Source organism: Clostridium sp. (assembly GCF_040797585.1).
Lineage (GTDB): Bacteria > Bacillota > Clostridia > Clostridiales > Clostridiaceae > Clostridium_Z.
In genome coordinates this window covers 1-15,687 of sequence record NZ_JBFNEO010000048.1, presented here as the reverse complement: position 1 = coordinate 15,687, position 15,687 = coordinate 1, and the positions used below count along the sequence as shown (strand labels likewise).

At 31.3% G+C, this 15,687-nt stretch carries 11 protein-coding genes; 1 reads left to right on the top strand and 10 read right to left on the bottom strand.

From position 1 onward, the window contains the following. The 9 genes from AB2369_RS05030 to AB2369_RS04990 form a co-directional block, all read right to left on the bottom strand. A partial coding sequence (locus AB2369_RS05030; protein ID WP_367665389.1) for a phospho-sugar mutase occupies window positions 1–1,477 on the bottom strand: 1,477 nt, incomplete at its 3' end. A 267-nt stretch (window positions 1,478–1,744) separates the two neighbouring features. Further along, on the bottom strand, window positions 1,745–3,013 hold the full coding sequence (locus AB2369_RS05025; RefSeq protein WP_367665388.1) for an ABC transporter substrate-binding protein: 1,269 nt from the start codon (window positions 3,011–3,013) through the stop codon (window positions 1,745–1,747). 26 nt (window positions 3,014–3,039) lie between these two features. Then, window positions 3,040–4,098 carry a glycoside hydrolase family 130 protein gene (locus AB2369_RS05020; RefSeq protein ID WP_367665387.1) on the bottom strand — a complete coding sequence of 353 codons (1,059 nt, stop codon included), beginning with the start codon at window positions 4,096–4,098 and terminating at the stop codon, window positions 3,040–3,042. A gap of 18 nt (window positions 4,099–4,116) precedes the next feature. Further along, entirely contained in the window at window positions 4,117–5,031 is a 915-nt protein-coding gene (locus tag AB2369_RS05015) for a DUF1861 family protein (protein WP_367665386.1), read from the bottom strand. 3 nt (window positions 5,032–5,034) lie between these two features. Next, window positions 5,035–6,633 (bottom strand): alpha-glucosidase, encoded by a 1,599-nt coding sequence (locus tag AB2369_RS05010; RefSeq protein ID WP_367665385.1) that lies wholly within the window; start codon window positions 6,631–6,633, stop codon window positions 5,035–5,037. Then, window positions 6,623–7,729 carry an ABC transporter ATP-binding protein gene (locus AB2369_RS05005; RefSeq protein ID WP_367665384.1) on the bottom strand — a complete coding sequence of 369 codons (1,107 nt, stop codon included), beginning with the start codon at window positions 7,727–7,729 and terminating at the stop codon, window positions 6,623–6,625. Before AB2369_RS05005 ends, AB2369_RS05010 begins: the two co-directional genes overlap by 11 nt. After that, a complete protein-coding gene (locus tag AB2369_RS05000; RefSeq protein WP_367665383.1) occupies window positions 7,716–8,441 on the bottom strand; it encodes a hypothetical protein in 726 nt (241 codons plus the stop codon). Before AB2369_RS05000 ends, AB2369_RS05005 begins: the two co-directional genes overlap by 14 nt. 7 nt (window positions 8,442–8,448) lie before the next feature. Continuing rightward, window positions 8,449–9,363: a carbohydrate ABC transporter permease gene (locus AB2369_RS04995; RefSeq protein WP_367665382.1), complete on the bottom strand. Its 915-nt coding sequence runs from the start codon at window positions 9,361–9,363 to the stop codon at window positions 8,449–8,451. A gap of 6 nt (window positions 9,364–9,369) precedes the next feature. Next, the gene (locus tag AB2369_RS04990) at window positions 9,370–10,302 is read right to left on the bottom strand and encodes a carbohydrate ABC transporter permease (protein ID WP_367665381.1); all 933 of its coding nucleotides are present in this window, start codon (window positions 10,300–10,302) and stop codon (window positions 9,370–9,372) included. A 277-nt stretch (window positions 10,303–10,579) separates the two neighbouring features. Between AB2369_RS04990 and AB2369_RS04985 the strand changes: the two genes are divergently transcribed. Next, entirely contained in the window at window positions 10,580–11,569 is a 990-nt protein-coding gene (locus tag AB2369_RS04985) for a LacI family DNA-binding transcriptional regulator (protein ID WP_367665380.1), read from the top strand. 373 nt (window positions 11,570–11,942) lie between these two features. Here the strand turns inward: AB2369_RS04985 and AB2369_RS04980 are convergent, their stop codons facing one another. Then, window positions 11,943–15,560, bottom strand: a complete 3,618-nt coding sequence (locus AB2369_RS04980) for a DNA polymerase III subunit alpha (protein ID WP_367665379.1) — start codon at window positions 15,558–15,560, stop codon at window positions 11,943–11,945. Window positions 15,561–15,687 lie beyond the last annotated feature (127 nt).

The following is a 15,687-nucleotide window of genomic DNA, read 5'->3' as shown; positions in this document are numbered from 1 at the left end:
CTTTTTTCACTATATTAATATCAGTGATATCATCTTTCCCTAAATCTCTAAATCTATTTATTAAATTTACTATCTTCTCTTGACCTTCTTTTCCTTTAAGATCTATTGAAATAAGCTTTTCTTTTGAATATCCATACTTTTCATAAATCTCAATAAGTCCATCATATAAACTCATTTTTCTTTCCTTATAATATAAGGACATTTCTGCTATTAAAGTTGCTGCAATTACTGCATCCTTATCTCTAACAAAATCACCTGCTAAATATCCATAGCTTTCTTCTAATCCAAAAATAAAATTTTTGCTATTATTTTCTTCAAACTCTCTAATTTTTTCTCCAATGTACTTAAATCCAGTTAAAACCTCTAAAACTTCTACATTAAAATCTTTTAATATATGCTTTATAGAATCAGTTGTAACTATGGTTTTTATAACAATAGAATTTTCCTTTAACAGATTCATTTCCTTAAGTGATGATGCTATATAGTTTGCTAAAAGCATACCTGTTTGATTTCCTGTAAGAACTCTCCACTGACCACTATTATCCTTTATAACTACTCCTATTCTATCGCAGTCTGGATCTGTGCCAAATATAACATCTGCATTGATTTCTTTAGCCTTTTCTAAAGCTATATCGAATACTCTTGGGTCTTCTGGATTTGGATATGGTACCGTTGGAAACTCGCCATTTGGTTCCCTCTGCTCTTCTACTATTGTTAAGTTTGAATATCCAAGGTCTCTTAAAACCCTATTAATAGGCATAAGCCCTGAACCATGTATAGGGGTATATATTATATTCAAATTTTCACTTTTATTACTAACTAAATCTTTTCTTATTGTTAAACCTTTTACTTTTTCAATATAAGACTCATCTATTTTACTTTCTATGTAATTTAAAAGACCCTTATCCATAGCTTCTTTTTCACTTATATGTTTAACATCTTCAAAACCTTCTACATTATTAACACATTCTATTATATCCCTAGCCAAATTATCGGTTACTTGACAACCGTCATCTCCATATACCTTATATCCGTTATATTGCTTAGGATTATGTGAAGCGGTAATAACTATTCCTCCACTGCATTCTAACTCTCTAACTGCAAATGAAAGCATTGGTGTTGGTCTTAAATCCTCAAACATATGCACCTTTACTTTATTTGCTGCAAAAACTAGTGCTGCCCTAGTTGCAAATTCTTTAGACATTATTCTAGAGTCATATGCTATTGCAACAGAAGGATTTTTATACATATTATTTAAATAGTCACAATACCCTTGAGTAGCTTTACCTACAGTGTAGATATTCATTCTATTAGAACCTGCTCCAATAACTCCTCTTAATCCTCCAGTTCCAAACTCTAAATCTTTATAAAATCTATCTTCTATTTCTTTTTCATCTGTTATACTTTTTAACTCTTCTTTAGTTTTTAAATCTATAATACTGGATTCTATCCACTGATTATACTTTTCTTTATACATGATTTCCTCCTTTATGTAGAACTATAGTTTTTATTTTAAAAAGCTGTCTCTTTTGAGACAGCTAAAGTTAATTTTAAGTTTTAATCATTGTTATTTTATATATAGATGTAATATATAATTAACCTTTGAATATGCTTTAAATCGTAGTAGACTGAAGTTTAGTTTAAAGTGTTATGTAATACATGTATAGAGAAAAGAGGCTGTCTTTCATTAATGTATCCTATGGCTACCAACTGTAACAGCCCCTTTTAAAATTTCTTCACCTAATTATTTAATCTTACCTCTTAGTTCATCTGCTACTGATTTAGCCATGCTTTCTACGTTTATTCCACCTTTTCCATTGTTGTTTGATAATATTACCTCATCAAGGTTTTGCCACTGGATTCCACCTATTTCATTTTGTTGAACTACGTTGTTAAATCCACGTGATATTTCACTTGATTTTGATATTACATCTAATGCATATTTCTTATCTGGATTTATATCTCCTATTTTTTCAACCTTTGACTTAAATGCTGATGGAACTTTCCATTCAGTCATTGCATTTGTTATATCTAATAAAGCTTCAAAAGCAACATCTTGATTCTTACTTTGTGAAGACATAACTGTTGATGCAGTCCAGTTAAATGTTACATGATTTTTGCTACCTGCTGGCATAACAGCCATTCCAACTTCAAACTTTTCACCAGCTTCTCTTACCTTACGCTCAACGTCATCATTAGCTCCACCAACCATCATTGCAATCTTACCATCAACAAATCCTTGTTCTACACCTAATGATTTAGCTTCTTGGTATGGCATTGTAGCTGAAGTATCTGTCATTATCTTTGTAGCTACTTTTAATCCTTCTATTGATTCAGGTGAGTCTAAAGTAACAGTACCATCTTTCGCTACTATATCTCCACCTTCACCCCAAGTAAATATTGCTGTTGGAAGACTTCCTGTTGTTGCAAATCCATAATTTCCATTTTTAGTTAACTTCTTTGCATCATTATAAAACTCATTCCAATTCCAGTTCATTGTTGGCTCTGTAATTCCCGCATCCTTAAACATTGATTTATTGTAATATACTACATATGGTTGACCTATCCATGGTAATCCATATGTTTTATCCTTATATTTTGCTGTATCTAAAGAACCTGGTAAATAATCATTCATATCAACCTTGCTTTGATTAGCTAATTTGTCGTTTATATCAACAATTGCCCCATTCTCAGCGTAAGCTGGTATATATTCTTGAGCTAACCAGAATAAATCTGGAGCTTGATTTCCTGAAGTCATTGTTTGTATTTTTACATAATAGTCCTTAGGTATTACCATTTGAGTTAACTTATATTTATCTTGGCTTGAGTTTACCTTTGATAATACATCATCAAACTCTTTAGCTTCACGCTCATTAGCCCAAGTAGCTATCTTTAACTCTACTGGTCCGTTGGTAGCTGCTTCTTCCTTTGATCCACATGCCATAAGTCCTGTTGCTGTAATTGTAACAATACCTAAGGCTATTAGTCTTTTAATAGTTTTTCTCATAGTCATCCTAAGATTCCTCCTATATTTTTATATTATTTATCAAAAGCTTCTAATACATCTTCTAATCTCATAGTTCCACATGCCATAGATGTATCTGAAACTCCATAATACATTGTAATAATGTTGTCTTTCATAACATGACCACATCCAAATACTACCCCTCCAAAGAATCCATTTCTTTCATATTCTTCTTTAGGTTCTATTATTGGTTTTTCAGTACGAGCTATTACTTTAGTTGGGTCATTTAAGTCTAGTAATACTGCTCCCATACAATAACGATGGTCTTTAGTTGCTCCATGGTATATTTCAAGCCATCCTTTTTCTGTCTTTATAGGAGTAAGTCCTGCCCCTATTCTTCCTGAATCCCAGTTATCCTGGTTAACTTTTAGAAGTAATTTGTGATTTCCCCAGTGATTTAAATTCTCTGATTCAGCTATCCATATATTAAAATCACCTACACTCTTTAAACTAGGTCTGTGTAGTGCATAGTACTTTCCATTTATCTTTTCTGGGAATAGTATTACATCTTTATTTTCTGGTGCAAATATCATTCCATGATAATTTTTATTCTTAAAGTCCTTTGTTGAAACCATAGCTTCCCCAACTCCATCTGGTGAAACTGCTGTATAAGTTATATAGTATGTATCATCTATCTTGCTTATTCTTGCATCTTCAACTCCAAAGGTTTCTGATGCATTGGATGGATATATAAATGGCTTTTCATCTACTTTAAAGTTAAATCCATCCTTACTTCTAGCTATTCTTAAATAAGATAATGATGTTAAATATTTAAATCCATTTAAATTAGATACATGCTTTATAAGTCTACTATCATCAAAATTATAATCTTTATCATTTTTATTAAACTCTAAAAATTCGGTTTTACCTTCTTCTGCATTGTATATAGTTGGTTTTCCTATATTTTCATCTTCACTTATAGGCCTCTCAGCAACTCTAAGAAGCATTAAAGTTTCTCCATTATACTCTGCTATTCCAGCATTAAACGCCCCTATTACTTCATGATTTTCGTGATATGGTTTTACATCTTCTGGTGTTATTATAGGGTTGTTCTCATATCTTATAAATTCCATAAGTCTTCTCCTTTAGTTTTACATATTATAGAAAGGGTCCTTTATTTCTATCTTCTGTGCATCAGCATCGCTTATCCCAGCATATAATTCTGCCTTTCCATCACCATGTCTTATAAGTCCACCTGAGAAAACTACATCTTCAAGATCTGGTCTCTTAGCTTCACTTTCTAAGAACTCTTTTCTTATGGCTATAAGCTTTGGCTCTGTATATTCTTTAGTTTCTATATTTAATGTTATGAACATTGGATAGTAATGTCTGTTTCCTTCTTTATCAAAAGAAGCTATGTGTCCTAAAATTCCAACTAACTTTTCATTAAGAACATGTATCTCATTACCACCACCCCATTCTTCTTCTATGAATAAATCCTTCATTAGAGGTGCATTGTCTACAACTTCAATAGTTAAATCCTTAAGAGAATCCACTATGGTATATCCTACTTTTCCTCTTCCCCCTTTTTCTCCTTGAGGACGAGTAACTACTATAATTTTTCCATCTTTAAGTTCCGCTATTCTTAAATCCTTCATTCCCATAGGTCCCTCAAAGAATCTTTCTAATGTATATATATCTTTTCCCTTATAGAACACTGTTTTCCATTCCATTTCATGGGTACTATTTTCTTTTAATCTAACCTCAACTCCACCAACTATAAGCTCTTTATTTATAAATGTATAGAAAGGGTCTTGCAGATCAAAAACAGGAGCATCTTCTATTAAACACCAATTTGAGTCTTCATTTTCAAAGAAACAAACCTTTGAGAATTCACTATCTCTAGGCTCAACACGACCTAATATTATAGTTTTATCATTACTTTTAAAAGGAGCAGTTATGTTATATACATCCTTACCTTCTACACCTTTAAAATGTATTTTCTCAGCCTTTTTCTCATAGTTATTAGCTAAATATTCTTTTAATAACTCTTCGCATGTTCTCATCTTTTAGCTCTCCTTTTTTAATATCTTTGCTTCATATGGTTTTATTAAATTATTTTTATTGTTTTCTAAGCTTGAGCATATAACTTTAAAATTCTCCTCATGATTTATATTCTGCTCTTTGTCTCCAAAGTTTAGATAAACACTTATGACTTCTTCATTAAAGGTTCTTTCAAAATAAATCATCTCTTCTAAAAGTGATATTTCATTGTACTTGCCTAGCTTTAGTGCTTCGCAATTATTTCTAACTTCTATAACCTTTTTATAATAATTTAATATTGAATCTTCTATATTCTTTTGATTTTCTACACTTATACCTTCACTGGACTTAGGGAATTTTAGCCAAGGTATATCCTCTGTGAATCCATAGTTCTTACTATTATCCCACTGCATAGGCGCTCTAGACTTATCTCTACTTTTTTCATTACCATCCTCTAAAGCCTTTTCTTCTTTATATCCTTTTTCAATGGCTATATCATATGCTGTTCTTCCTTGAATGTCATTTATATCTTCAAAGGATTCTGCCTTATAATTCTCAAGACCTATTTCTTCTCCATAGTATATAAATGGTACTCCTTTAGCTGTACATATTAGTGTAGCCATAAGCTTTGATAATTTATTTTTTTCTATATTGCTATTTTCAAATCTTGAAACCATCCTTGGCATATCATGACTATTAAAAAATATAGTTTCAAGCTTTTCTTCCCCATAGATTTCATTCATATTTTTTATATTTTCATAGATTTTGTTTATATTAAAGCTTTCCATACTTCCTAAGTTAAAATTAAACACCACATCTAAAAGCTCGTGTCCAACATAGTTTTTAAGTACTTCTAGGTCATCAGATCCAACTTCTCCTACAACAAACAAATCTCCATGACTCTTTATTTCTCTTACAATTTCAGATATAACCTCTAATACTCCAGGTTGATCTTTATCATATAGATGTTCTTGGTCACCCTTTTCATTCTTAGGATTATTTTCAAAACTGTTATTAACCTTTAAAAAGTTAATTACATCTAATCTAAAACCATCTATGCCTTTTGAAGCCCAAAACTCAATGATCTTATACATTTCATTCCTAACTTCTTGGTTCATCCAATTTAGGTCAACCTGCTCTTTAGCAAAAGCATGATAGTAATATTCATCAGTGGCTTCATCATATTCCCAAGCACTTTTTCCGAAAAAAGATTCCCAATTATTTATTTCATCTTTAGTTTTCCATATGTAAAAATCTCTTTTAGGATTAGTTTTTGATTTCTTAGATTCTAAAAACCACTGATGCTCACTGGAGGTGTGATTTAAAACTAAATCCACAATTACCTTTATATCTCTTTCATGAGCTTCTTCTATAAAATTTTTAAAATCATCCATATCTCCATATAAAGGATCTATGTTATAGTAATCTTTTATATCATATCCATTATCATTTCTAGGAGAAGGGTAAAATGGAGTTAACCATATTCCCTTTACCCCCATAAACTTTAAGTGATCAAGTTTTGAGGTTATTCCTTTAAAATCTCCTATACCATCTTTATTACTATCTTTAAAAGAAGGCATGTATATTTCATAAAAGACTCTATGATTCCACCAATTATTCTTCATTATATTCCCCAATATTTAATCCAGTTTCCTTATCAAAAATGTGTATCTTAGCAGCATTTACTACAAATTCTAAGTCAGTTTCATTTTCAAGCTCCACATAGGCAGGAACCTTTAAATACATATCGCTTCCTAGAGCCTTCATAAGAACTACAGAGTGATCGCCTCTCATTTCAACTAATAAGACTTTTCCTTTAAGCTTAGAATTTGCATATCCCTCTAGATAAACATTCTCAACCCTTATATCCTCTGGTCTAACTCCCATAATTACTTCTTTACCTTCATATTTTGAAAGTTTATCCTTAAGCTTTGGAGCTACATCTATAACATCATTGCCTACAATAAACTTTCCATTTGAAACCTTTGCGTTAATAAGATTTATTTCTGGATCTCCTATGAATTTAGCTACAAATAGGTTCTTTGGTCTATAATATAAATCTCTAGGAGTTCCTATTTGTTGTATAACCCCTTGTGACATTACCACTATTTTATCTGCCATGGTCATAGCCTCAACCTGATCATGGGTTACATATATAGTAGTTACCCCTAACTGCTTATGAAGCTTTAAAATCTCTATACGCATCTTACTTCTAAGTTTTGCATCTAAGTTTGATAAAGGTTCATCCATTAAGAATATACTAGAGTTTTGAACCATGGCACGACCTAAGGCAACCCTTTGTCTTTGTCCCCCAGATAATTCACTTGGCTTCTTTTCTAAGTATTCATTAAGTCCTAGGACTTCTGAAACCTCTTCAACCTTGTTTTTTATAACTTCTTTCTTCTCTTTTTGAATCTTAAGTCCAAAAGCTATATTTTCTGCATTTGTCATATGTGGATATAATGCATAGTTTTGAAACACCATTGATATATCTCTATCTTTAGCATGTACGTTATTAACTACTTTTTCATTAATTACTAACTCTCCGTGAGTTATTTCTTCTAACCCTGCAATCATTCTAAGCATGGTAGATTTCCCGCAACCTGATGGTCCTATTATTGCTACAAATTCATTTTTATTTATTTCTAAGTTAAAATCATCTACTGCTAAGGCTTTATTTTCATATACTTTATAAATATTTTTCATTTTAATATATGTCATCTAAACCATTCCCCTCTCCTGTATAATCACTTGTTACGCACTTTCTAACTTCATCCTTTATGAGAACACTAAATATTATTGATATAAGGATTAAGCTTATAAAATCCATAGTGGTATTTCCTAGATTAGCAACTCTCCAAACTATAAAAGATACTAAACTTGATATTACTGAACTTACAGTTAAATACTTAAAGATTATCTTTACCTTTATTCTTCTCTTTGTTAAGTATTGAGTTAGTGTAGTAATTGCTAAATAAACTAAGGCTAATCTTAATAATATTCCTAAAATACTAGATACAACCCTCATTAAATGGTAGGAAATTATTATGTCTTGTATTTCTTTCCCTAATCTTTCTTTTGTGTATCCATCCGTGTATTCTATGATTTCCTCATTTCCATTAAAAGCTAATACTGTGTTATTACTTGTTATATTTATATAATTCTTTTCTTTTATCTCTTCTTCTTTTCCATTGAAATAAATCTCTTTTTCATTTGAAAAATCTAATTTGTTATCTATAGGTTCTAGTTTATTATTTTTAAATTCTGTATTATCTAAGATATACTCAAGTCTATTAAGCTTATAACTTACCTCTTCTCTACTAGTAACCACGCTAGGTACTAAACTATTTAAAATAGTTATTGTTAAGAAAATTATGCTTAAAACCATTGGTATACTCTTTATTTTATTTGAAATAAGTTTTAACTTTTTCATATTAATACTATTTCACCCCATCATTTTTATTTGACCCAATAAAGTATTTTTGTGATGAGAAGAATAAAATTAATATTGGTAATATAGATATTGTTGTAGCTGCCATAAGTAATGGCCAGTTAACTTCAAACATTCCTTGGAACATTGCAAGACCAACTTGAACCGTAAACTTATTCATATCATTTAAATAAATAAGTGGTGTTAAGAATGAATTCCAAGTTCCCATAAAGGATGAGATTGTTATTGTTAATATAGCTGGTATAGACATAGGAATATATATTTTCCAAAGTACTTTCCAGCTGCTGGCTCCGTTCATATATGCTGCCTCTGAAAATGCCTTAGGTATTGACTGAAAATATTGAGTCATAAAGAATATGTGTACCGCCTGACCTCCTATTGCTGGTAGTATTAAAGGAATATATGTGTTTATAAATTGTATTCCTGTAATCTCCCCAAGTTTTGCCCAAAACACATATCCTGGTACTATGGTTATTTCTCCAGGTAACATTATTGTTCCAAGCAAAAACATAAATAATATCTTTTTACCTTTAAATTTATATCTAGAAAAACCATAAGCAACTATTAAGGAAACTATCACTTCAAAGAAGGTAACTCCTATAGTAAAAAATGTCGTATTGATTATAAATCTCATAAAAGGCACTTTAGTAAATACCTGTAGGTAATTTCCCCATTCTACTGTAGTTGGTATCCATTTAGGTGGAACTGCAAATACATCTCCACTTGTTTTTAATGATGTTGATATCATCCAAAAGAATGGTGCAAGCATTGATATTGCTACTAATATTAGTATTAAATGCTTTATTCCTTTATTTAAGATCTCTTTTTTATCTTTATTCTTCTTACTATGTTTAAGAAGGGCTTCCACTTTATTATTTGTATCTAATGTATTTAAATTCTCCATATCCACCTACTCCTCACTTTGATTTCCATACTTCCAAAAATCTGTGAATCTAAATATTAACATTGTTATAAGCATTATTATTATTAAGAACACCCATGACATAGCTGAAGCATATCCCATTTTAAAATATTTAAAGGCTGTATCATAAATTTGAAGCAATATGAATTGTCCTTGATTTCCTGCTCCTCCTAATATATAAGCATCATTAAACTTTTTAAAAGCTCCTATTATACCCATTATTAGGTTGTAATATAATATAGGTTTCATCATAGGTATTGTTATTTTTATTAATGTTCTAAATTTACTTGCTCCCTGTATTTTTGCTGATTCATATAGATCCTTAGGAACTTCGTTTAAAGCAACTAAGTATGTGAGCATTCCTGCTCCTGCCCCCCATAAACTTATTAGTATATAGGATGGTAATACCCAGTTTGGATCGTTTAACCAACCTGGTCCTTGTATATGAAATAAATTCAATAGATTATTTAATAGTCCATTTTTAGGATCAAGTATCCATCTCCAGATTATACCTACTGCAACTCCAGAAACTACAGCTGGTAAATAGTAAATAGTTCTATAAATATTCATGCCTTTCAATTTACTAGTCATTACTAGTGCTATTGTAAAGGAAGCTATCATACCTATAGGCACAGATACTAAAGCATATTTAACTGTAACCATTAAAGAATTTAAAAAGTACTTGTCTTGGAATATATTCTTAAAGTTTTCTAATCCTATAAATTTAGGTTGACCTATAGCCGGCCAATCCATAAAGCTCATTACCAAAGACATTATTAGTGGTACAAAGCTAAATATTAAAAATGCTATATACCATGGCGCTATATAAAAATAACCTTCACTTATCTTCTTCTTTTTCTTTCTTCCATTTAAGAGATATTCTATTTTTTCTTCTTTATCCATAGAATGTAAGTTTTTCATATTGCCCTCCATTACATTATTTTTTATCGCAACATTACAAATTGTAAATGTAATGTTGAATTCCGTCGAATCATTCCTTGAAATCATTATCTCACCATTATACTCCCTTGTCAATACGTTTTCACTTGAAAATAACGTGATTTTAATTCCAGTTTTAGTTTTGTAATGTTGAGTTGTAATGTTAAATAACGTTGTTTGTATAGTAGAATATTTGACATTGTTCTATTTAAAATATATACTTCTTATAACTGTTATAGTTTTCAAGGAGAGTGTTCGTATGAAGAAAATCACAATGCAAGATATCGCAGATAAACTTAATATATCTAAAAACTCAGTTTCTCAAGCATTGTCTAATAAACCAGGAGTAAGCGAAAATACCAGAGATCTAATCATAAAAACAGCTGATGAATTAGGTTATATATATAAAAATCAAACTTCAAGTATTAGTAAACCAAAATATCTTGGGCTAATAGCCTCTGATTTTGCTTTTTCTAAAAAAAGCTTTTTTGGAGAGATATTTTTATCCTTGGAAAAGGAATGTAAAGAGCAAGGATATGCTCTTTTAACCCAGTCCATTTCTGATTTTGATAAGGAAAATTTAAACTTTCCTTATTTTATAGAACAAAATATGATTGAAGGTCTTTTCATAGTTTCTCATATATCAAATAATTATATTCAAAAAATATTAGAAACTAATATACCAGCAATACTTGTTGATCACCATAACCCTAGGTTTTTATGTGATGCTGTTTTAACAAACAATAGACTTGGCTCTTATCAAGCAGTTAAACATCTTATAGAAAAGGGTCACACTAGAATAGGATTTATGGGAGATGTACAATTTTCTCCTAGTTATTATGAAAGGCTTGATGGATATTTATTAGCTTCTAAAGAGTTTTCTTTAGAGCCGGATTATTCCATAATATTGGATAGCATAGAAGAGAAACAAGATGTGATTTTTGAGAAACTTTCTTCTTTAGAACATCATCCCACTGCCTGGATATGTGTTAATGACGGATTAGGATATTTTGCACTTTCTTATTATCAAGAAAATAATTTTAAGATTCCTTATGATATTGCTATATGTAACTTTGATAATGGATATTTATCAAGGGTATCAAAGCCTAACATAACAACCATAGACATAAACTTAAAATACTACGGTAAAAAAGCCTTTTCTCAACTTTTAACTAGAATAGAAAATCCAGATGAACCTTTTATAGAAATATTATTACCAACCTCATTAATAGAGAGAGAATCTTCTTAAAATGAGGTTTATATAATCCTAATGAAACTAGTGTTATCCCATTTAGCTTCATTAGGATTATATTTTGGGTGAATTTATTACCACTAACATATATTTAATATTAAGTACTTTAAAGAGTATATCTATATCTCTATGGATGTATTACATCACACCTTAAAATGAACCTCAATCTACTATGATTTACAGCATACTCAAAAATTATGTTTAGATAAGGTACCCATATATAGATACAAACTTTCAAACTATCATGATTTATGGTCCATTGAAAGCTTGAGTTTTGAGATTGTATATATAATTAAGAGGTATGAAATCTATATCTAAACTTCATACCTCTTAATCTTAAAATCATTATTTTAAAATATATATTTATATTTTAGTTTTCTTCAACTACCTTAACATTCTCTTCTCCAAAGGCATCTCTTAAAACATCTATAGCATTACTATCTAGATTTACCCACATATCCTTAGGTACCTTAAATGCTTTTCTTTCCTTCTCTGCAAATAATATTACTGAAGTATTTCCCTCGTACTTAGAAACAAGAGCTTTTAATGAAGGTTTTATTTCTTTTATAGTGTCTATATTCTTAACCTTTATATAAACCTTAGATGAATCTATTTTCTCTAAAGGTACTATGTTTTCACATACTATCTTTGGAGGTTCATCCTCCCTAATCATAACTCTTCCCTCTATTACTACCATATCATCTACATTAAGCATTGGTCCTATTCTCTCATAGGATTTTGGGAATACAAGACCTTCTATAGTTCCTGTTAAATCCTCAAGTCTTATAAATGCCATAAAGGCATTGTTTCTAGTTATCTTTCTTGTAAGTTCAGATATTATTCCTCCAACCTTTACCCTTTGGCCATCCTTTACAAGATCATTACTTTCTAATATATCTCTAGCTATGGTGGCTACCCCTTCCTCTGATCCTAACTCTATTTCTTCAAAGGTTTCAGTGTAGTCCTTAAGAATTTTTGAGATACTAATTGAGGTCTGCATTTTAAGACTTCTCTCATAATCTTCAAGAGGATGACCTGATAGATATAACCCTATCATCTCTTTTTCCATAGATAGCTTATATTTTTTCTCAAATTCCTTTATATTAGGATATTTTATTGTAATCATAGACTCTTCTTCCTCTCCCATAGCTGAGAATAGAGAAAGTTGTCCTTCTATGTTCTTCTTCTTCTGAGCACTTATTCCATCCATTATTTTTTCATAAACTGCTAGCATCTGAGATCTAAACACATTAAATTTATCAAAGGCTCCTGCCTTTATCAAGCTCTCGGCTGCTCTTTTGTTAACTGATGATATATCCACCTTATTACAAAAATCGTAGAAACTTTTAAAAGGTCCAGTTTTACCTCTAGATTCAACTATACTTTCAACTACATTTATACCAACATTCTTTATGGCACCAAGACCAAATCTTATAGTATCTCCTTTTACTGTAAATCTTGTATAGCTTTCATTTATGTCTGGTGGAAGTACTTGTATTCCAAGACTTTCTGCAAAGGCTGTATAATAAGCTACCTTTTCATTGTTACCCATAACGCTGTTTAACATTGCTGCAATGTACTCCACTGGATAGTATTTCATAAGATATCCTGTTTGGTATCCTATAACTCCATAAGCCGCTGCATGGCTTTTATTAAATGCATAGGACGCAAAATCCATCATTTGGTCAAATATCTTATTTGCTGCTTCTTCACTTATGCCATTCCTTACACACCCTGGAACCTCTACGTTTCCAGCCTCATCTACAACACCATGTATAAAGTTCTTTCTTTCTTCTTCCATGACCTTATGCTTTTTCTTAGACATAGCTCTTCTTACAAGGTCACTTCTTCCCATAGAGTATCCCGCTAATTTTCTAACTATTTCCATTACTTGTTCTTGATAAACCATTACCCCATAGGTTACATTAAGAATACTCTCTAGTTCTTTAGTTTCATACTGAACCTTATCTGGATTCCTCTTACATTCCACATATCTTGGAATTTCAGCCATTGGGCCTGGTCTATAAAGACTTATACCAGCTATTATATCCTCAAGGGAGTCAGGTTTTAACTCCTTCATAAAGCTAGTCATTCCTGGAGATTCTAGCTGGAATACCCCAACGGTCTTTCCTTCTCCTATCATCTTATAGACCTCTTCATCATCAAAATCTAAGGAATCTAAGTCAATTGAATCCCCTCTATTTTGCTTTATCATCTTTACAGCATCCTTCATAACTGTAAGTGTTCTAAGTCCTAAGAAATCCATCTTAAGTAATCCTAGCTCCTCAAGAGTTCCCATGGTGAACTGAGTTACTATGTTTTCTTCATTTCTTTGAAGTGGCACATATTCCACCAATGGTTTTGAGGATATAACAACTCCTGCTGCATGGGTTGAGGTATGTCTTGGAAGTCCCTCAAGGGTTCTACTTACATCTATAAGTTCTCTAACCCTTTCATCCTTCTCATAGGCTTCCTTAAACTCTGGATTCATATCTAAAGCCTTATCTATGGTTATATTTAAAACAGTAGGAATCATTTTAGCTACCCTATCCACTTCTCCATAGGAATAGTTCATTGCTCTTCCAACATCTCTTATACAAGCTCTTGCTGCCATGGTTCCAAAGGTTATTATCTGAGCTACATTGTCTTTACCATACTTATCTACAACGTAATCTATAACCTCTTGCCTTCTCTCATAGCAAAAGTCCGAATCTATATCAGGCATGCTTATTCTCTCTGGATTTAAAAATCTTTCAAATAGTAAGCTATACTTTATTGGGTCTATCTTAGTTATATCTAAAGTATAAGCAACTATAGATCCTGCGGCAGATCCTCTTCCTGGTCCTGTAGGTATGCCATTATCCACAGCATATTTTATAAAGTCCCAAACAATAAGGAAATAATCCACATATCCCATCTGTCTTATTATATTTAACTCATACTCTAGTCTATCTGTAATTTCCTTTACATCATGATTCCCATTAGAGCACTCTATGATTTCATTTATATTTAAGTCCTTCCCCCTAAAACTCTCAAGGGAACTATATCTATCAACAAGACCTAAATAACATTGTTTTCTTAAATACTCATAATGATCCTCTCCCTTGGGCAAGGGATAGTCTGGAAGTTTTGACACATGAAACTCATAGTCAAAGTTACATTTATCAGCTATCTTCACAGTATTCTCTAATGCCTCTTCCACATAAGAAAACTTTTCATACATCTCCTCTGGAGACTGAAGATAGAGCCTTTCCCAAGGATATCTCATTCTATTTTCTTCATTTATCGTTTTCCCTGTTTGTATACAAAGAAGTATATCATGTGCCTTTGCATCTTCTTTTTCTATATAGTGAACATCATTAGTAGCTGCTAAAGGTATATTAAGCTCTTTAGAAAGCTCTATAAGAAGACTATTAACCTTTTTATTTTCCTCAAGTCCATGATCCTGAAGTTCTAAATAAAAGTCATCTCCAAAAACATCCTTATAGAATAAGGCTGCTTCCTTTGCCTTCTCTTTGTTTCCTCCATTAAGATGTCTTTGTACCTCTCCTCCAAGACAGGCACTTAGAGCCACTAATCCGCTACTATGAGCTCTTAAAAACTCCCTATCGGTCCTTGGCTTATAATAAAATCCTTCTATAGAAGCAGATGATACAATTTTCATTAGGTTACTATAACCCTCTTCATTTTTAACCAAAAGAATTAAATGGTAAGTACTGTTATCACTATTGGCTTCTTTGATATGTCTAGACTTTGGAACTATGTATATCTCTGAACCAATTATAGGCTTAACTCCTTCATCTTTTGCAGCTTTATAAAAATCTACACATCCATACATAACCCCATGGTCTGTAATAGCTATACTACTCATCCCAAGCTCTTTCACTTTTTTTACCATGTTCTTTATTTTTCCTGAACCATCTAAAAGTGAATACTCTGTATGTACATGTAAATGACAAAAATCCTTTTTTAGTACATTATTCTCCATGATTTCCCACCTCCTTACACAATTCTTATGGATATAATTATATAACTTTCTTTAAGTAATGTGAAATCAAATAATATTTTATAATTTAACTTTTTATCCTATATACTCCATGTATTTTCCCTCATAC